14 protein-coding genes and 1 tRNA gene are annotated in these 17,261 nt (G+C 72.5%); 6 read left to right on the top strand and 9 right to left on the bottom strand.

What is annotated here, in order from left to right; all coding sequences use genetic code 11:
* Positions 1-402 precede the first annotated feature (402 nt).
* Entirely contained in the window at positions 403-924 is a 522-nt protein-coding gene (locus H343_RS0115940) for a DUF3830 family protein (protein WP_028431969.1), read from the top strand.
* Here the strand turns inward: H343_RS0115940 and H343_RS0115935 are convergent.
* Complete coding sequence (locus H343_RS0115935; protein ID WP_028431968.1) at positions 905-2,329, bottom strand: amidase; 1,425 nt, start codon at positions 2,327-2,329, stop codon at positions 905-907. The two genes, H343_RS0115940 and H343_RS0115935, sit on opposite strands and share 20 nt — an antisense overlap.
* Positions 2,330-2,453: 124 nt before the next feature.
* Complete coding sequence (locus tag H343_RS0115930) at positions 2,454-3,419, bottom strand: D-2-hydroxyacid dehydrogenase (protein WP_028431967.1); 966 nt, start codon at positions 3,417-3,419, stop codon at positions 2,454-2,456.
* A 214-nt stretch (positions 3,420-3,633) separates the two neighbouring features.
* Between H343_RS0115930 and H343_RS0115925 the strand changes: the two genes are divergently transcribed.
* From H343_RS0115925 to H343_RS0115915, 3 genes are all read left to right on the top strand, one after another.
* Positions 3,634-4,545: an aspartate racemase/maleate isomerase family protein gene (locus H343_RS0115925; RefSeq protein ID WP_028431966.1), complete on the top strand. Its 912-nt coding sequence runs from the start codon at positions 3,634-3,636 to the stop codon at positions 4,543-4,545.
* A 256-nt stretch (positions 4,546-4,801) separates the two neighbouring features.
* Complete coding sequence (locus H343_RS0115920; RefSeq protein ID WP_028431965.1) at positions 4,802-5,542, top strand: aspartate racemase/maleate isomerase family protein; 741 nt, start codon at positions 4,802-4,804, stop codon at positions 5,540-5,542.
* Between the two features lie 85 nt (positions 5,543-5,627).
* The gene (locus H343_RS0115915; protein WP_028431964.1) at positions 5,628-6,716 is read left to right on the top strand and encodes an LLM class flavin-dependent oxidoreductase; all 1,089 of its coding nucleotides are present in this window, start codon (positions 5,628-5,630) and stop codon (positions 6,714-6,716) included.
* 80 nt (positions 6,717-6,796) lie between these two features.
* Here the strand turns inward: H343_RS0115915 and H343_RS0115910 are convergent, their stop codons facing one another.
* Complete coding sequence (locus H343_RS0115910; protein WP_037903881.1) at positions 6,797-8,659, bottom strand: EAL domain-containing protein; 1,863 nt, start codon at positions 8,657-8,659, stop codon at positions 6,797-6,799.
* A gap of 362 nt (positions 8,660-9,021) precedes the next feature.
* On the opposite strand from H343_RS0115910, the gene H343_RS0115905 reads away from it, so the two are divergent.
* Positions 9,022-10,275, top strand: coding sequence for a M6 family metalloprotease domain-containing protein (locus H343_RS0115905; protein ID WP_051265322.1), 1,254 nt, complete (start codon positions 9,022-9,024; stop codon positions 10,273-10,275).
* Between the two features lie 160 nt (positions 10,276-10,435).
* Here the strand turns inward: H343_RS0115905 and H343_RS0115900 are convergent.
* The 6 genes from H343_RS0115900 to H343_RS0115875 form a co-directional block, all read right to left on the bottom strand.
* A tRNA-Lys gene (locus tag H343_RS0115900) sits at positions 10,436-10,509 on the bottom strand.
* The gene (locus tag H343_RS34265; protein ID WP_486586916.1) at positions 10,500-11,279 is read right to left on the bottom strand and encodes a hypothetical protein; all 780 of its coding nucleotides are present in this window, start codon (positions 11,277-11,279) and stop codon (positions 10,500-10,502) included. Before H343_RS34265 ends, H343_RS0115900 begins: the two co-directional genes overlap by 10 nt.
* 189 nt (positions 11,280-11,468) lie before the next feature.
* Positions 11,469-11,831 (bottom strand): hypothetical protein, encoded by a 363-nt coding sequence (locus tag H343_RS0115890; protein WP_028431960.1) that lies wholly within the window; start codon positions 11,829-11,831, stop codon positions 11,469-11,471.
* A 111-nt stretch (positions 11,832-11,942) separates the two neighbouring features.
* Positions 11,943-13,259, bottom strand: a complete 1,317-nt coding sequence (locus tag H343_RS0115885; protein ID WP_051265369.1) for an AAA family ATPase — start codon at positions 13,257-13,259, stop codon at positions 11,943-11,945.
* A gap of 119 nt (positions 13,260-13,378) precedes the next feature.
* Positions 13,379-15,061 carry a hypothetical protein gene (locus H343_RS30920; protein ID WP_486586915.1) on the bottom strand — a complete coding sequence of 561 codons (1,683 nt, stop codon included), beginning with the start codon at positions 15,059-15,061 and terminating at the stop codon, positions 13,379-13,381.
* Between the two features lie 28 nt (positions 15,062-15,089).
* Positions 15,090-16,328 carry a hypothetical protein gene (locus H343_RS0115875; RefSeq protein ID WP_051265320.1) on the bottom strand — a complete coding sequence of 413 codons (1,239 nt, stop codon included), beginning with the start codon at positions 16,326-16,328 and terminating at the stop codon, positions 15,090-15,092.
* A gap of 328 nt (positions 16,329-16,656) precedes the next feature.
* Between H343_RS0115875 and H343_RS0115870 the strand changes: the two genes are divergently transcribed.
* Positions 16,657-17,253, top strand: a complete 597-nt coding sequence (locus H343_RS0115870; RefSeq protein WP_028431957.1) for a histidine phosphatase family protein — start codon at positions 16,657-16,659, stop codon at positions 17,251-17,253.
* The last annotated feature ends 8 nt before the right edge of the window (positions 17,254-17,261 follow it).

The raw sequence follows: 17,261 nt of genomic DNA, 5'->3' as shown, positions 1-17,261 counted from the left end.
CCAGCCCTTGATGTGACTGCTGCCGGGGCTCCATGTGCGCGTCCGGTCACGGAGTGCGCAGGTTCTTCATCTGGAGCCTTCCCCTCCCCTTGCGACGGGAATTCGACGCGCCCGCCACTGCCGCGTGGAATGGCCTCCGGCGCCCGAAGTCGCGAATGCAGCGCGGGGTTCCGGTGTTGTGCCGCCGACGGGATTCGCGGAATTGCTCCCGTGCGGCGGCGGGTGCCTGCGCGTCCGCATGGCTCGTACGCGCCCGGCCCGGCGCACAAACGCCGCCGCACGCCTCGCGGCCCCGCGTCTCACGCGGTCCTCACGCGAGTGCTGTCCGAGGGGCGAGAGCAATCCGCGTACCGCTGATCTTTCAGGGCACCATGGGGCTGACGTTCACAAGAAGGAGGCACGATGGCCGACCGCTTCATCGAAGTGTCGTTGGAGAAGCGGGGGGTGAGCTGCACCGCCAAGCTGCTCGACGACCGCGCACCGATCACGTGTGAGGCCGTGTGGAACGCGCTGCCGCTGGGCGGTGACGTCTACCACGCGAAGTACGCGCGCAACGAGATCTACGCGCTGATCCCGCCCTTCGCTCCCGAGGAACCGCCCCTGGAGAATCCGACAATCACCCCCATTCCGGGCGACCTGTGCTATTTCACCTTCACCAACACCCAGTTGGGCACGGCGTCCTACGGGTACGAGGCCGCCGCCGAGCAGCAGGGCGCCCAGGCCGCGCACGCCACCCGCTCCACCGTCATCGACCTCGCCCTCTTCTACGAGCGCAACAACCTCCTCATCAACGGTGACGCCGGGTGGGTCCCCGGCATCGTGTGGGGAGCGGTCGTCGACGGCCTGGACGGGATGGCCGAGGCGTGCCAGGACCTGTGGCGCGCCGGCGCGCTCGGCGAGACCCTCAGCTTCCGGCGGGCCTGACGCCCGTGAGCGCGGGGGCCGGAACGGCCGCGGCCCCCGCCTCGTACAGGGCGTGCGACGCCCGCAGTACGAGGTCGTCCCGGTGGCGCGCGGCCACGAGCTGCACACCCATGGGCAGCCCGTCCCCGTCCACCCCGCAGGGGACCGAAGCCGCCGGCTGCTGCGTCATGTTGAACGGGTAGCTGAAGGGCGTCCAGCCCGTCCAGCGCTTCAGGCCCGAGCCCTCCGGCACCTCCAGGCCGGCCCCGAAGGCGGTGCCCGGTGTGGCCGGGGTCACCAGCAGGTCGTACGTCTCGTGGAAGCGGCCCATCTCCTTGCCCATGGCCATGCGCACATCGACGGCGGCGAGGTAGTCCAGGGCGCTGCGTGACGCGCCGTCCTCGCAGATCTCCCGCAGCCCCGGGTCCATCGCCTCGCGCTGCCCGGCGGTGAAGTACTGCGTCACGCGGGCGGCTCCGGCGAACCACAGCGTGTGGAACGCCTCGACCGGGTCCTCGAATCCCGGGTCGGCCTCCTCCACGACCGCGCCGAGCTCCTCCAGCCGCTCCACCGCGCGGCGCACGCCGGCGGCCACCGCGGGGGCGACGTCCACCCGGCCGCCGAAGTCCGGCGAGTAGGCCACACGAAGTCCGCGCACGCCGCCGAGCGACGCCTCACGGAAGCCGGCCGTCGGAGGCGCGAGCTGGGACCAGTCCCGGGAGTCGGGCCCGGTGATCACGTCCATCAGCAGCGCGGCGTCCGCCGCGTCCCGTGCCATGGGTCCGACGTGCGCGAGGGTGCCGAAGGCGCTGGCGGGATAGATCGGCACCCGCCCGTAGGTGGGCTTGAGCGCGAAGATTCCGCAGAAGGCCCCGGGGATGCGCACGGAGCCGCCCCCGTCGGTGCCCAGGGTCAGCGGACCCGCCCCGAGCGCCACCGCGGCCGAGCCTCCGCCACTGGAGCCGCCGGCCGTACGGGAGGTGTCGTAGGGGTTCCTGGTGATCCCGTGCCGGGGGCTGTCCGTGACGCCCTTCCAGCCGAACTCGGGAGTCGTGGTCTTGCCCAGGAAGACCGCGCCGCCCTCCCGCAGGCGTGCCACGGCAGGAGCGTCCTCCTCCCACGGGCCTTCCGTGGAGGAGGCCCACGAGCCCCGGAGGGTGGGGCCTCCTCGCTGCAGAAGGATGTCCTTGACGGTCACCGGCACCCCGTCCAGCGGGCCGCGCGGTTCACCGCGCCGCCACCGCTCCTGCGAACCCCGGGCCTGGTCGAGGGCCTCGTCGCCGTCGATGCGTACGAACGCGTTCACATGCGGCTGCACCTTCTCGGCCTGTTCGGTCACCGCACGTGCGGCCTCGACGGGGGAGAAGTCCCCGGCGGCGTATCCGGCGGCGAGCTGCGCTGCGGTGAGGCTGCTGAGATCCGACATGGCGGAGCCTTTCGAGTTGTGGCCGACGGTGTCGGTGGTCGGTCCGGGGAGTCTGTCCGTGTGCACACCCCGCCCCGGAGCCGGGGCTCCGGGGCGGGGAGGGGAGAGGGGTGTGAGAGGGGCCTCAGCCGGAGGGAACGTATCCGAGTCCCTTGTCGACCACGTTGAGCAGCGGCTCCCCCGCCTCCCAGCGGTCGAAGTTGTCCAGGAACTGCTCGGCGAGGTCGTCCCGCCAGCCGATCGTGTCCCCGCTCATGTGGGGTGAGACCAGCAGCCCCGGCACGTCCCACAGCTCGCTGTCCCCCTCCAGCGGCTCACGGGCGAAGACGTCGAGTGCCGCTCCCGCGATCCGCTGTTCCCTCAGTGCCCGCACCAGGTCCTCCTCGACCACGTGCTGACCGCGTCCGACGTTGATGAAGTGCGCGTCGGGCCTCATACGGTCGAAGGCCGCCGCGTCGAAAAGCCCGCGTGACTCCTCCGTCAGCGGCGCGACGCACACCACCCAGTCCGCGTGGCCCAGCAGGCCGCCCAGTGCGTCGTTGCCGTGGACCCGTCCGAAATCGGGGTCGCCGGCGCGCTCCGTGAGCCCGACGAGGTCCACGGTGACACCGAGTGCCATCAGTGTGCGGCCAATTGCCCGGCCGATTGGGCCGGAGCCGACCACAACCGCACGAGTGCCTCCGACTCTTTTTGTCTCTCGGTGCCGCCAGACCCGCTGTTGCTGCAATTCCCAGCTGCCCCGGAAATCCTTGGCCATGGCTAGGGTGAGTCCCGCCACGTATTCGGCAATGGGTTGGTCAAAGACCCCCCTCGCGTTGGTGATGACCGTCTCCGGCGAACCGGCCAGCTCCGGCAGCAGACGGTCGACCCCCGCGCTCGGTGTGTGGACCCAGCGCGGCCGCGGTCCCCCGCCCGGCCAGGCGTGCCGGACGGCATCCGACAGGAAGTCCCACACCAGCAGCACATCGGCGTGGGGCAGGTGCTCGGCCAGGTTTTTCCCGTCCGCGTGCACCACGCGCGCACGGCCGGCGAGCCGGTCGAGACGGGGCAGGGGGTCGGCGTCGAGCACAAGAAGACAGGTCTCGGTCATTGGCAGGAAACCACTTCGAAACGAGGGGGCGGTTGGCTGGTCGAGTTGGCCCGGCTCATCGGCGCGATGCCCGCTCAGATGGGAGGATTGACCACGGTAGGGAGCGCAAACTACCGTCGTCAATGAAGGCATCTGAACCGGCGTTCCGGCTAATGACCGGCTTTCATTTTCCAATCTGGCCGCAGGCCACCCCTCCGTTCTTTGGGGCTCAGCAATGGATGTCTCCTTCCTCGGCGGACCGCAGCCGCAACGCGGTGTCGGAATTGTCGCCCCGTTCGACTTCGCACTCGACCGTGAGCTGTGGCGCTGGGTGCCCGACGACGTGTCCCTGCACCTGACCCGCACCCCCTTCGTTCCCGTCGAGGTGAGTCTCGACCAGGCCCGCCTCGTCAGCGAACACCAGACGCTGCGCGAAGGTGTGCAAGCTCTGAGCGCCGTGGCCCCCGAAGTGGTGGCGTACGCGTGCACGTCCGGCAGCTTCGTCGGAGGCACCGCAGGTGAGCGGTCCATGACCGCCGCCATGCAGCAGGCAGGCGAGATCCCCTCGCTGACCACCTCGGGTGCCCTGCTGGCCGCGCTGCAGGAGATCGGCGCGCGCCGTGTGGCACTCGTCACCCCCTACACGAAGTCGGTCACCGACTCGCTGGAGGACTATCTCGGCGAGGCCGGCATCGCGGTCACCGGCCGCAGCTACCTCGGGCTGACCCGCGAGATCTGGCGCGTCCCCTACCGGGACGTCGTCGACATGGCGCGGGACGCCGTCGCGGACTCGCCGGACGCCCTCTTCATCAGCTGTACGAACCTGCCGACGTACGACGTCATCCCGCAGCTCGAAGCGGAGTTCCGGATGCCGGTCCTCTCCGCGAACCAGGTCACCGTCTGGGACGCGCTGCGCAGGATCGGCAAGGAAGCGGTCGGTTCCTACCAGGCGCTGATCGACCCGGTCGCACGCCGCGGCTGGGCGGCGATGCCCTCCGCGGTGGCCGAGCCCGTCGAGGCGCCCCGGCCCGTCGAGCCGGAGGCGGCGCTGGCGAGCGCGGGCGCCGAGAGCGGCGAGCCGCTGGAGGGGTACGAGCAGGGCCCCGCGTACACCGACGAGTGGGGCGGCAGTCAGCCCCCGGTGTGACGGACCCGCCGTGTGAGGCACGGCACCCCGCACGGCACCCCCGTGCCGCCGACAAGCAGCCGACAAGCAGCCGACAACAAGGGCGCCGGACGAAGAGTCCGGCGCCCGCCCGTGCCCGCACGCTCCCGCCTCCTCCTGTGCGACCCGCAGATACGGGCGGCGGTGCGCCACACTCAGCAAGGGCACACACCGCACATCGCTCGACCATTCACCACCATTCACCACCACTCACCCAGAAAGACCGGGAGGCGTTCAGATGGCACAGGCGGCAGCGCAGTCGCAGGCGGTGGGATTCCTCTACCCGGGCTTCTCGGCCGAGGACGACTACCCGCGGCTGGAGGGCATCCTCGCCGACGCCGGCACCGACGTCCGGCTGCCGCTGGTGCACACCGACATCGGCGAGGACGCCCACCGGGCGGACGCCCTGCTGGAGATGGGCTCGGCCAAGCGGCTCGCCGCCAAGGTCGAGGAGGCCAAGGAGTACGGCGTACAGGCCGTCGTGTGGGCCTGCACCAGCGCCAGCTTCGTCTTCGGCTGGGACGGTGCGCACGAGCAGGTGCGGGAGCTTTCCGCCACCGCGGGACTGCCCGCCTCCAGCACGTCCTTCGCCTTCGCCCACGCCGTACGGGAGCTGGGCGCGGAGCGCGTCGCCATCGCGGCGACCTACCCCGAGGACGTGGGCGAACTCTTCACCGGCTTCCTCAAGGCGGCCGGGAGCGAGGTCGTCTCGATGCGCGGCAGCGGCATCATCACCGCGGCGGAGGTCGGCACCTGGGGCAAGGAGGAGGTCTTGGCCCTCGCACGGGGCGGCGACCACCCCGAGGCCCAGGCCGTCCTGCTGCCCGACACGGCGCTGCACACCGCCGCCTGGATCGGGGACATCGAGGACGCGCTGGGCAAGCCCGTCCTCACCGCCAACCAGGTGACCGCATGGGAAGGGCTGCGCCTGCTGGAGCTGACGGTGCGCTGCCCCGCACTGGGGCAACTCTTCAGCTGAGCCCGCCCGCCGCGGGAAGAGAAGGGCGCCGCTCTCCGTTGACGACTGCCGGGGGTACCAGCAGTCGAGCGGAGAGGCGGCACCCGTGCAGGACGCAGGCGCCACAGGCAGCACCGGCAGCGACAACATCCGGGGCGAGGCGAAGGGCGAAGCGCCCGTGCCGCTGTCCGTCCTGGACCTGGCGAACGTCGGAGTGGGACACACCTCCGGCGACGCTCTGCGGGCCACCGTCGAGACCGCGCGTCTCGCCGAGCGGCGGGGCTTCACGCGCTACTGGATCGCCGAGCACCACTCGATGCCCGGTGTCGCCAGCTCGTCCCCGGCCGTGATCCTCGCCCACCTCGCCGCCCGCACCGAGAGCATCAGGCTCGGCTCGGGCGGCGTCATGCTGCCAAACCACGCGCCGCTGGTCATCGCCGAGCAGTTCGGCACGCTGGAGGCGTTCGCGCCCGGCCGTGTCGACCTGGGCCTGGGGCGTGCACCGGGCACCGACGGCGCGACGGCGGCGGCCCTGCGCCGTACGGACCGGCTCCAGGAGGGGGCGGACGAGTTTCCCCAGCAGCTCGCCGAGCTGATCCGCTTCCTCGACGACGGCTTTCCCGACGGGCACCGCTACTCCCGTATCCATGCCGTGCCCGGCCCGGTGCAGGGGGAGGTCTCCCGGCCGCCGGTGTGGCTGCTGGGCTCGTCCGGGTTCAGCGCCCAGCTCGCGGGCCGGCTGGGGCTCCCGTTCGCCTTCGCGCACCACTTCTCGGCAGCCAACACCCTTCCCGCCCTGGAGCTCTACCGGGAGACCTTCAGCCCCTCGGCGGTGCTGGAGGAGCCCTACGTCGTGATCGGTGCCGCCGCCCTGGCCGCGGAGGACGAACGGGAGGCGCATCGGCAGGTGCTCACAGGGGCCCTCGCCATGCTGCGTCTGCGCAAGGGCCGGCCCGGGCTCGTGCCCACCCCCGAGGAGGCGGAGGAGTACGCCTTCAGCGCAGTGGAGCGCGACTTCCTCGACGGCTGGCTGGGCAACGTCACCTACGGCACGCCCGACGCCGTGCGGGACGGTCTCGACGCCCTGGCCAAGCGCACCGGCGCCGATGAGCTGATGCTCACCGCCAACGTCCACACCCCCTCGGCCCGCGTCCGCTCCGTGGAACTCGTCGCCGACGCCTACGCCATGCCCTGAGCCGCCGCCCCGACCTGCCGCCCCGAGCTGCCGCCCCGAGCCGCCGCCCCCAGACGGTTCCCCGTGCTGCCGCCCCGTGCTCAGTGCAGCAGTGCCGAGATGCAGTGCGCCGGCATGGGCTTGGCGTAGTGCCAGCCCTGGCCGGTGTCGCATCCGATGCGTCTGAGGCGTTCCGCCTGGGACGGGCTTTCGACGCACTCGGCGGTGACGGTCAGACCGAGTTCGTGCGCGAGCTGCACCAGCGCGGTGACGATCGTCTCGTCAGCCGGATTGGGGTGCTGTGCCGCACGGAAGCCCCGAACGAATGAGCCGTCCAGCTTCAGCGCACGCACCGGAAGACGGCTGAGATAGGCGAGGTTGGAGTAGCCGGTCCCGAAGTCGTCGATGGCGATGCGCACTCCCATGTCGCTCAGCGCCTGGAGCGCCTGGAGGGGCCGCCCGGCCGAGCCCATGACCGCCGACTCGGTCAGCTCCAGCTGCAGCAGCCCGGACGGCAGCCCGGTCTCCTGCAGGACGCGGCGGACGTCCGCCACCAGATCCGAGTCCCACACCTGCCGTACGGCGACGTTCACGCTGACGTAGAGCGGCGGCCCGGGGTGGGCCAGCATCCAGCTCCTGGCCTGACGGCACGATTCTTCAAGCACCCAGCGGCCGAGCGGCACGATGGCGCCGTTCTCCTCGGCGAGTCCGATGAATCGGTTCGGGCCGAGCTTGCCCAGCTGCGGGTGGTGCCAGCGGACCAGGGCCTCGACGCCGCGCAGCGCGTCGTCGCCGAAGCCCACGATCGGCTGGTAGTCCAGTACGAACTCGCCCCGTTCGACGGCGCCGCGCAGGGCGGAGGAGAGGGCCTGACGGGTCATGCGGTGGGCGTTGCGCTCGGGGTCGAAGAGGGTCCAGCGCGCCTTTCCGTCGGCCTTCGCCCAGTACAGCGTGGTGTCGGCGGCCTGCATCAGCTCGGTGGGCCCCGTCCCCGCCGCCTCGCGTTCCACGACGCCGATGCTCGCGGAGACGGTCAGCCGCTGCCCGCCGAGGTCGAAGGGCTGCTCCAGCGCTCTGAGCGCCGACTGCGCGAGAGCGGTGAGCTGTTCCGTACCCGTCGAGCCGTCCACGAGCAGCGCGAACTCGTCGCCGCCGAGCCGGGCGGCCAGGTGTCGGTGACCGTTGCTCTCGGCGCAGTGGGTGAGCCGCTGCGCCACAGCGCCCAGCAACTCGTCGCCGACCCGGTGCCCGAGGGCGTCGTTGACGGCCTTGAAGCCGTCGAGGTCGAGGTAGCAGAGCCCGACGCGGCCCGTGGCGGTCTCGGAGAGCGCCGCCGCCAGCCGCTCGAAGAAGAGGGTGCGGTTGGGCAGCCGGGTCACCGGGTCGTGCATCTGCAGATGGCGCAGCCGCTCGCGCAGGTCGCGCTGTTCGCTGACGTCGGCGACCGACAGGAGGGCCTCACCGTCGTGTGCGGTGGGGATCAGGGTGATCTCCGCCCAGAGAGTGTGGCCGTCGGGGTTCTTCAGTCGCCTGGTGCAGCTGACGCGCTGTGCCTCGGAGGTGCCGGTGCCGCCGTCGGCGCCGCCCCGTGACGTGAGTGCGCCCGCGTGCGCGCCGGTGTGCGGCGCGGAGACGCGGCCGGAACCGCTCCGCAGCGTACTGCCGTCCAGGCCGAGTGCGGGCAGGTCCGTGACGGAGGTCGACACGAGTGATTCGGGCGCGGCGCCCAGCAGTGAGCCGAGTGCCTGATTCGCGCTCACCACCCGCCCGTCGCGGTCGATGATGGCCATGGCGAGCTTCGCGGCGTTGAACGCGGCCCGGAAGTCGTTCTCCCGCTTCCGCCCCCGCCACTCGACCCTGCCGGTCCGGCCGCCGCGTAGGCGACTACGTTCCGTGAGATTTTGCGGTGGAGTTCCGGTGGCATAGCCGGAGTCGTTGCCCGGTCCTTCGATGGGTCCGTTCACCAGTCGCTCCCGCCGGGGGGCTCGTCGCGTGCGAATCGTCCGGCCGTTCGGCCCGAGGCGATATGGGGCGATCCGCGCTGGAAATGTGCCGATCATAGAGGTTCAGGCGTGAGTGGAGCCAGCATCCACGGCGTCCCACCGGCTCGTTGGTACGCGTGGGGCGAAAGCTCGCGCACGAGTGTGACCGTTCCTGCAGAGGTGCGGGAACGAGTCTGATCGTGTACCGCTGCGCATCACACACGGTAGTCATATTGCCGCTCACGCGCATGGTCTAACGGAACAGGACTTCACAGACATTTCGGGCAAGGGTTGAAGGGTCCTTACTCCCGGCCCAATGAGGTCCACTCGTGGCGGATTCGCGGATGTACGACGGGTGGAGGGCGTTCTCCGTGCGCTGCGGATGGCGGCGCGCGGGAGCCGTCCTCACCGCCCTGGTCGCCTTCATAGGGATGGCGCTCTTCGCGGGCCCGGTCACCGCGGCAGCCATAGCCGCTCCCTGTGCCCTCCCGCGTACGGGCGCCCATCACTCCCTCGGCGTCGACAGCTGGGACACCGCCTACCCGAGGCCCCGGAACCGCATAGACGCCGCGATGGTCTTCCTCTCCTTCCCCGACTCCCGGCCGCAGGTCACCCCGCGCGAACTGGCCGCCGACCACTTCCCGGCCACCTCGGACTTCTTCTCCCGCGCCTCCTACGGGAAGTTCAAGCTCCACGTCCATCCGCTGCAGCGCTGGATCGAGATGCCCTCCAGGTCACGCTCGTACGGCATAGAGCGTGACTGGAGCACGCCCGAGCGCACCGAGTACCTGAGGGACGCCATCGCCGCCGCCGACCCGGAGCTCGACTTCGGCCGCTACGACCTCGTCTATCTGGTCGCCGATCCGGACGCCCGCGGCGTCGACTCGGACGCCACCAAGGTCGTCAACTTCGACGCCCCGATCGAGGTGGACGGCACCGAACTGCGCCGCCTCGTGACCGTCTTCGAGCAGAGCCCGCCCGACCGTCACGTCCTCGCCCACGAGACCGGTCACGTCTTCGACCTGCCGGACCTCTACCGGCGGCCTGCCTCGGGCACGGCCGACTGGGACACCCATGTGGGGGACTGGGATCTCATGGGAAGCCAGTTCGGCCTCGCCCCCGACATCTTCGCCTGGGAGAAGTGGAAGCTCGGCTGGCTCGGCAGGCGCAACGTGAGCTGCGTACCGTCGGACGCCGGGGCCACCTCGCACGCGCTGCGCCCGCTCGCCCGGGCCCCGCTGGGCGGTCCGCGCGACCGGCGGCTGGCGGTCGTGCGCACCGGACAGCACGAGGCGCTGGCGATAGAGGCCCGCGACTCCAGGGGCAACGACCGCGGGCTGTGCGCGGAGGGGGTGCTCATGTACTGGGTGCGCAGCGACCGTGCCTCCACCTACGGCCCGATCAAGGTCATCGACGGTCATCCCGGCACACACGCCTGCACCAACGGTTCGGTCTACCCCTCGCTGGCGGACGCTCCGCTGGGGGTGGGCGAGAGCTATACGACGGACCGCGGGGGCGGGGTGCGGGTGGAAGTCACCGGGAAGAGCGAGAAGGAAGGGTGGCGAGTGAGGGTCACCCGGAAGGACGGGGCGGTCTAGCAGCGCTGTGCCGGGAGGTTCACCGGCTCGTGACGCCCGGCAAACTTCCAGGCGGCAGGCGGCAGGCGGCAGGCGGCAGGGTTCGGACGTCCGCCCCGGCCGCAGGCGGCCGGGCGCGACGAAGGCCCCCTCGCTCGGCGAGAGGGCCTCCGGCTGTCTGTGCGCCGCCAGGGACTCGAACCCCGGACCCGCTGATTAAGAGTCAGCTGCTCTAACCAACTGAGCTAGCGGCGCTTGGTGACGTCGTAGACCTTAGCATCACGATCCGCTGTGCCGAAATTCGATTGTCCGGGACCGCCGGAGCTGCGACCTGCGCGTACGGACGCTCGGCGCCGCCCGTCACGGGCCGTTTGGAGGCAGGCGCGCAGCAGGGCGCCGGGGCCCGGCAGCCACGGGTCCCTGAGGTCCGGGCCGACGAGCCAGCGCGAGTGGCGGCCCGGAATCGTGAAGGGGGCGTTCCCTTCGCCGGTCCTGTGGACGTCCGGGGCCGGCGGGACGAGGGCGGGGACGGTCACACAGTCACCCGGGCCATGGCAGAGCAGCGGGGGTAACGTTTCGGCAAGATCGCCGTGCGGGCTTTCGCCGTCCTCGTCCCGATACTGCCGCCACTCCTCCCAGCGCAGCAGCGAGGAGAGCCGCCGGGCCGTGCCGGGAGCGGCGAAGATCAGGACGCGGCCCCGGTGCACGGCCACGGGACCGCTGCCGGGGCCCGTCGTCCATAAGCGGTCGAGAATCCGGCGTCCGGGGAGCGGCGCCGCGCTCACCACGTCGAACGCCCGGCCGCACGGCAGAACGCTGGGGGAGGCGGGCCGGTGCCGCCACAGCGCGCGCACGCTGTCGGGGAAGACGCTGGCGCCGGCGAGCCACGCGGCGCCGTCGGCGGTGACGCATGACGGGCCCGCGGCGGCCGGGGTGAGGCGCTGGGGCACGGGAGTGAACTCGAGAAGGCCGGGGTCGCCGGCGGGAAGGGTGGGCTCTGGGGTGGTGTGCCGCTGCCTGTCCATGAATACAGATGTACCGGAACCGGCGCCGCGAATGTAGCCCTCGGTGGGAAAACGGACAACAGCGGGTGATTTCGCGTATCTTACGCCCCGCGCATATGCCAGAACGACGCCCAGTGGCGGGTGCGAGGAGGGGCGAGCGTGCTGCGGAAGCGGGCCCGCGGGCCCGGTCCGCGCTTCCGCGACCCGCCGCTACTGCGGCCCGCGGTCCGCGAGCAGCTCCCGGCCGAACTCGATCATCTTCCGGGCATAGTCCTCGGCCCAGTCGCCCCGCTCCGCGACCGCCGCGTCCGAGAGCCGGTCGAAGCGCTTGGGGTCGGCCAGCTGAGCCGCGGCCATCGCCTGGAACTCCACCGCGCGGTCGGCGGCGGCACGGAAGGCCAGCGCGAGCTCGGTCGAGCGCTCCAGCAGCTCACGCGGATCGGTGATGGTGTCCAGGTCGAAGAACTGCTCGGAGTCCTCCTTGCTCTCCGAGGGCTCGAAGAGCAGGGGCGCGGGACGGCGGAACCGGGGTGCGTCTCCGCGCGGGTCCGGAGCCGAATGCGGCTCGGGCATGTGCCTACCTCCATCTGTAGCGGCCTCGCCCATTGTCCCGCTTCACGGGCGCTGTGTGCAGGACGGCGTACGGACGGCTCCCGGCACGCCCTCGGCGCACGGATTCACGGCTCACGGATACGCGGAATCAGGGGGCGAGGAAACGGTGTGCGCCGAGAGGTGGGAGAGAACGGCGTGGTTCGCCTCCCACCCGTCGGGGAACTTCACCGGAACTCCGAGCTGGACCGGCTCCGTACTGGGGTGGTCGTCGAGCAGTCCGGCGACGCCCGCGCGGCAGACCACGATGCACGCGTGCCGGTGGCGTGAGGCCAGCACGCACAGCCGTCCCGTCTCCAGGTGGAAGGCCGTCGCGTCCGGGCGTCCGGACAGCGGGTGGAGCACGACCGTGACGTCGAACTCCCGTCCCTGGAGGCGGTTCGCCGTGTCGACCGTGACGTCGGTGACGTCCACGGCGGCGGGCAGGGAGAGGCCGGCCAGGGCGGAGCGTACGGCTGCCGCCTGGTCCCGGTGGGCGGTGCCCACGGCGACGCGGTCGGCGGTGAGCGCTGCGGGTGCGGAGGTGCGTTCGTCCGTCGTGGAACCCTCGCGGGTGAGCAGCCGCTGAACGAGCCCTGCGACCGCGGCGACGGCTTCCGGATCGGCACGCGGGGTGATCCACTCGGGCAGCTCAAGCAGGCCCCAACCCGAGCGCGCTGCCTCGTCGATGACGCGGTCCGCCGGGGAACCGTCCGCGGGAGCCGCGAAGGTCAGGCCGCGTTCGCTGTGCCCGGTGCCGCTGCGGAAGGGGGTGAAGGGATAGAAGGCCGCCGACACCAGCGGCGCCGCCGAGGCGGGAAGCCGCCACGAGACGGGGAGGCGGTGCTGCGGGAGGCCGGGGTTGTGGGACAGCAGTGTGGTGACGGCGCTCGCTGACGGGTCGTGGGTCAGGCCTGCCCACTGTTCGGAGCCGACCTGGCTGAAGGGGTCGAGCTGGCCCGGGTCGCCCACGAACAGGGCCTGTTCGAAGAGGCCCGCGACGGAGAGCAGGGCGTCGGAGCGCATCTGGTACGCCTCGTCCACGATCGCGTGCGGCCACGGCGTCCGTGTACTCACCCATGCCCACTTGGCGGCGGTGGAGATGACGACCGGGAGCGTTTCGAGGTCCGCGATCCTGGCGGAGGTGACGATGCCGGAGTGGTCGTCGAGCGCCGGGTCGTAGGGGCGGGCCTCGCTGCTGTGCAGGCGACCCAGCGGGAGGGACGGATCTGCGGTGGCGAGCCGCACGGCGAGGTCGTCGACCTGTGCGTTGGTCTGCGCGATCACGATCAACGGACGCCCGGCGGCGGCGAGTTCGCGGGCGGCGCGGACGACGAGCGTCGACTTCCCCGCACCGGGGGGCGAGTCGACGACGACGCCCCGGTGCGGGCTGTGCAGTGTGTCGTGGAGGATCGCCTCCGTGGCCCGTGCCGCCGCCTCCCCGGGCGCGGCCGCCTCCCCGGGCGCGGCCTCGTCGCCGGGCGGGAGGGGCCCGCCTGACGGGTGGGAGCCGCGGTGGCGAGGGGGCGCGTTCACAGCAGGTCCTCACTGGTGACGGGGTCGGGAAGCTCAGCGGCGAGGGGCGCGGGCGGCTGCCCGGCGGGCTGCGTGGGCCGCTGGGACGGCAGTCCGGACAGGCCCTGCCCGGCGGACGTACCGGTCCCGGCGGAGGTACCGCTGCCGGCGGGGGCGACGGTAGCGGCGACGTTCCCGGCGGGGGCACCGGCCTCCGCGGGCGGGCCCCCGTGCGTCCAGGGCGTGTCGTCGGCGTCGGGCAGACCCGGGCCGCCTCGCGGGGCGTGCTCGAAGAGCGTCCAGCACAGCGGCTCGCCCGGCTCCGGCACGGTGGCGGGCGCCGGCTCCTTGCTCCGGCCCATGCCGCTCACGAGCCGTACGGTCACCAGCCCCGGCGCCAGGCCGTCCACGAACTCGGCGCTCTGAGCGGAGCCTTCGGGCATCTTCCGGTGCATCCGGCCTCCCTCCGCCAGCTGCGGACGGTCGCCGGTGCGCAGCGTGACGAGGGGGCGCGGCATCGGCCGTCTGCCGTCCGACCAGGCCATCCGCACCTCGACGACCTCACCGGTGAACGCCTCGCCCGCCAGGCGCCGTTCGGCCATCACCAGGGGATCGTCCAGGGCCTCCTGTGCCTCCAGGCGTGCCTGCGCCTGCTCGCGCACGGCGAGTTTGGAGGCGGCCGTGACCGCGTCGTCGCGGCGGGGCTGCGGCGGTTCGCCGGTGCGCACACGGTCGCGGTGACCGGTGTAGGACCAGCGGTCGCGCTTGAAGCGCTCGGCGACGTGCTCACCCTCCGGCAGCGTGCGCAGCAGGTCGACGCCGTGCCACATCGACTCCCACACGGGGCGGAGCTGCGAGGCGATCAGCTCGCGCACCTCTTCCTCGGCGCCCGGGACGTCCGCGTCGAAGCGGGCGACGGCGGGGGCCAGCAGCCTGTTGTCGAAGGCGGGGTCGGTGGCCGGGCCCGCGGGCGGGCAGAGCAGCCGGCCCGCCGCGTCACGTTCCGTCTCGGCGCGCAGCGCCGCCTCGGAGCCGGTCAGCCCCTCGGGCGGGTCGATCCACGCGAGCAGTGCGCCCAGGTGCTGGTCCTCCAGGGCGCTCTGGCCGGTGGCCCAGTGACGTGCCAGCAGGTCCGTCATCGACAGCAGCAGCGCGGAGCCGGGGACGCGGGCGCGCTCCCCGTAGTGCGTGAGCCAGCGCCCCAGCAGCGGCACGCGCGGCGGAGCCGGATACGGCGCGGTGGGCTCCTCCTCGGCGGTGCGCCGGAAGCGCATGGAGCGGCCCAGCAGCCGCACGAACTCGATGCCGGGAGCGTTCGGGACGAGCAACTGAGGCGCGTCCACGCACAGTTCGACCTGTACGGCGACCTTTTTCCCTGTCTGCGGGTCCGTCTCCTTGCGCTCCTCCCACTCGACGTCGTCCTGCGCGGCCTCCACGTGCGGCAGTACCGCGTCGGCGAGCCGGGCGAGGAAGGCGAAGCGCCGGTCGCGGTCGCGCGGCTGCGGCACGACGAGCAGTTCGGGCGTCTCGCGGCTGCTGCCCACCAGCGCGCCGAGCGGCGCACCGGTCTCGCCGGCGGTGGTCAACGGGACGAGGACCAGCGGACGTTCGGCCAGACGGCGGTGGCGCACAGTGGCCCTGGGCTGTGCCCGTCCGCTCTGGGCGGCCTCCATGCGGGCGAGGGCGGCCATCAGCGACACGGTGCCTCCCGGCCGTCGGACTTCGTGGTCAGCAAGCCGAACCGCCCAGTGCTTCGGCACGCAGCCGGGCCGCGCGCCGCAGCGCCGCCGCCGCCGGGTCCTCGGTGCCGGCCGGTTCCTCGCCGGGGTCGTGGCTTCCGGCTCCCGCCGCTGCCGTCAGAGCCGCCCCGATGGTCCGGAAGCCGCCGAGCTCGCCGCGCACGGAACGGCCCAGGGACTCCACGGCCCCCGTCTCGCGTGCCCGCGCGCGGCAGTGGAAGGCCAGTTCACAGCTGGAGAGGCACTCCGGCGCGTAGGCGGCCGGTACGGACTCGACCGCGGGGGTCAGTTCGCTCGCGGGGCGGGACGGGTCGAAGACGGTCTCCGCCGGGAGGGCCGCGGCGATCTCCTCGATCCGTGTGAGCCGGGCGAGTTGGCGGCGGGTGGTGGCGCGCTGCTTGCGGATGTCGACACCGTGGGCCGTGGGGAGGTTGGTGAAGTCCTTCGGGCAGACCAGCAGGGCCTGTTCGCGTACGGGGCCCGCGCAGCCCGACTCTTCCAGCGCGAGTGCGTAGACGGCCGCTTGACGGGCGGCGGCCCCCACCTTCGCCGCGTCGGCCGAACCGTCCAGTATCGGGAAGGACTTGATCTCGACGACCGTGCAACTGCCGTCCGGGTGAAGGGCGATCACGTCGGGCTCCAGATAGGCGGCCGAGCCCGCGACGTCCAGGGCGACCATCGGGTGGTACAGCAGGGTCCACACCCCCGCGGCACCTGCGCCCGCCTCTGCGCCTGCCTCTGCGCCGGCTCCCGCCGCCCCGGCGTCCGCAGCTGCGGTGTCCGCCGCGCCGGCCCGGCCGGGTGCCAGCGCGAGGCGTGTGCGCGCGGTGCGGCCCTCGGGCCCGTCGGCCCGCAGGTCGGGGACGGCGACCTGCTCCGGCTCGGGCGGTGTCTCGCCCGTGGACTCGCACAGCAGCCGGATCAGCTCGGCCCCGCCGTCCGCCTTGACCTTGGCCTCGAAGGAGTTGCCGCGAGCGAACGCGAACTGCGACTGGCCGAAGGGAGCGGGCGCGCCCAACGCCTGTGCCAGGGCGGCCTTGTCGACCCCCGCCCCGTCGAGCAGCGCACGCCGGTGACAGCCCGGGTTGGCGGCCAGCGCGGCCAGGGCACGCGCGTCCAGCGGACGCGGCTGGACGTCCGGGCCCCCGCGCAGCTCGGCCAGGCGACGGCGCAGGGACGCCGCACGGCCGGAGCCGGACGCGGTGCCGCTGCCGTGGGAGTGGGTCATCGGCGTTCGCCTCGCGGAAAGACTGCAGTACTCGCGGAAGTCTGGCATCCGGGACCGACAGGCGTTGCCCCGGAGTCGGTCCGGCGGGTTCGTCCGAGCGGGACGAGCGGGACGAGCGGCGCCGGCGGCCGCGCGCGTCCCGGAGGTCCTCCCCGGCGTCCGGGCGCGCACAGACGCCCCGCGCCCGCGCGCCCGCCGCGGTGTGCGACGGCAGCAGGGCAAAAATGGCGGACATGGACACACGGCTGCCGCGAACGCGCCCCGGGCGCGGTCCGGTGCACCGTCCCCGTCCCGACCGCCCTCCCTCCGACGGCTGAAGAGGTAACTCATGGCAGCGCGCATCCTGCTGGTCCGGCACGGGCAGACCGAGTGGTCGACGACCGGCGCGCACACGGGCCGGACCGACATCCCGCTTCTCGACGAAGGACGCAGCAGCGCCAGGCGTCTCGGTGAGCGTCTGCACAGCGCTCCCTGGAACGGACTGCCGGGAGCCGGTGTACGCACCAGCCCTCTCTCCCGCGCACGTGAGACGTGCGAACTGGCGGGCTTCGGCGACCGGGCGCAGGAGTGGGAGGAGCTGCGGGAGTGGGACTACGGCGCGTACGAGGGCCTGACCACCCGGCAGATCAGGGAGGACACCGGGACGGACTGGGTGATCTGGCGCGACGGCGTCGTGGACGGTGAGAGCATGAGCGCCATCGCCGCACGCGCCGACACGATCGTGGAACGCGTGCGCTCCTCGGACCGCGACGTGCTGGTCTTCGCGCACGGGCACGTGCTGCGCGTCCTCGGGGCGCGCTGGCTCGGGCGCGGGACGCCGTTCGGGAGCTGCCTCACCCTCTCGCCGGCGTCGCTGTCGGTGCTGGGCTGGGCGTACGGCGAACCCGCGATCGAACGCTGGAACGACACGGGGCATCTGGACTGACGGCCTCG

The sequence above is a fragment of the Streptomyces sp. TAA204 genome, assembly GCF_000424965.1.
The sequence above is the reverse complement of the archived record's forward strand: the minus strand, read 5'-3'. Positions and strand labels throughout refer to the sequence as shown.

What these genes read in the sequence shown, in the direction of transcription:
- H343_RS0115940 (WP_028431969.1), top strand. Translation starts at nt 403, where the DNA reads ATGGCCGACCGCTTCATCGAAGTGTCGTTGGAGAAGCGGGGGGTGAGC.
- H343_RS0115935 (WP_028431968.1), bottom strand. Translation starts at nt 2,329, where the DNA reads ATGTCGGATCTCAGCAGCCTCACCGCAGCGCAGCTCGCCGCCGGATAC.
- H343_RS0115930 (WP_028431967.1), bottom strand. Translation starts at nt 3,419, where the DNA reads ATGACCGAGACCTGTCTTCTTGTGCTCGACGCCGACCCCCTGCCCCGT.
- H343_RS0115925 (WP_028431966.1), top strand. Translation starts at nt 3,634, where the DNA reads ATGGATGTCTCCTTCCTCGGCGGACCGCAGCCGCAACGCGGTGTCGGA.
- H343_RS0115920 (WP_028431965.1), top strand. Translation starts at nt 4,802, where the DNA reads ATGGCACAGGCGGCAGCGCAGTCGCAGGCGGTGGGATTCCTCTACCCG.
- H343_RS0115905 (WP_051265322.1), top strand. Translation starts at nt 9,022, where the DNA reads ATGTACGACGGGTGGAGGGCGTTCTCCGTGCGCTGCGGATGGCGGCGC.
- H343_RS34265 (WP_486586916.1), bottom strand. Translation starts at nt 11,279, where the DNA reads ATGGACAGGCAGCGGCACACCACCCCAGAGCCCACCCTTCCCGCCGGC.
- H343_RS0115890 (WP_028431960.1), bottom strand. Translation starts at nt 11,831, where the DNA reads ATGCCCGAGCCGCATTCGGCTCCGGACCCGCGCGGAGACGCACCCCGG.
- H343_RS0115875 (WP_051265320.1), bottom strand. Translation starts at nt 16,328, where the DNA reads ATGACCCACTCCCACGGCAGCGGCACCGCGTCCGGCTCCGGCCGTGCG.
- H343_RS0115870 (WP_028431957.1), top strand. Translation starts at nt 16,657, where the DNA reads ATGGCAGCGCGCATCCTGCTGGTCCGGCACGGGCAGACCGAGTGGTCG.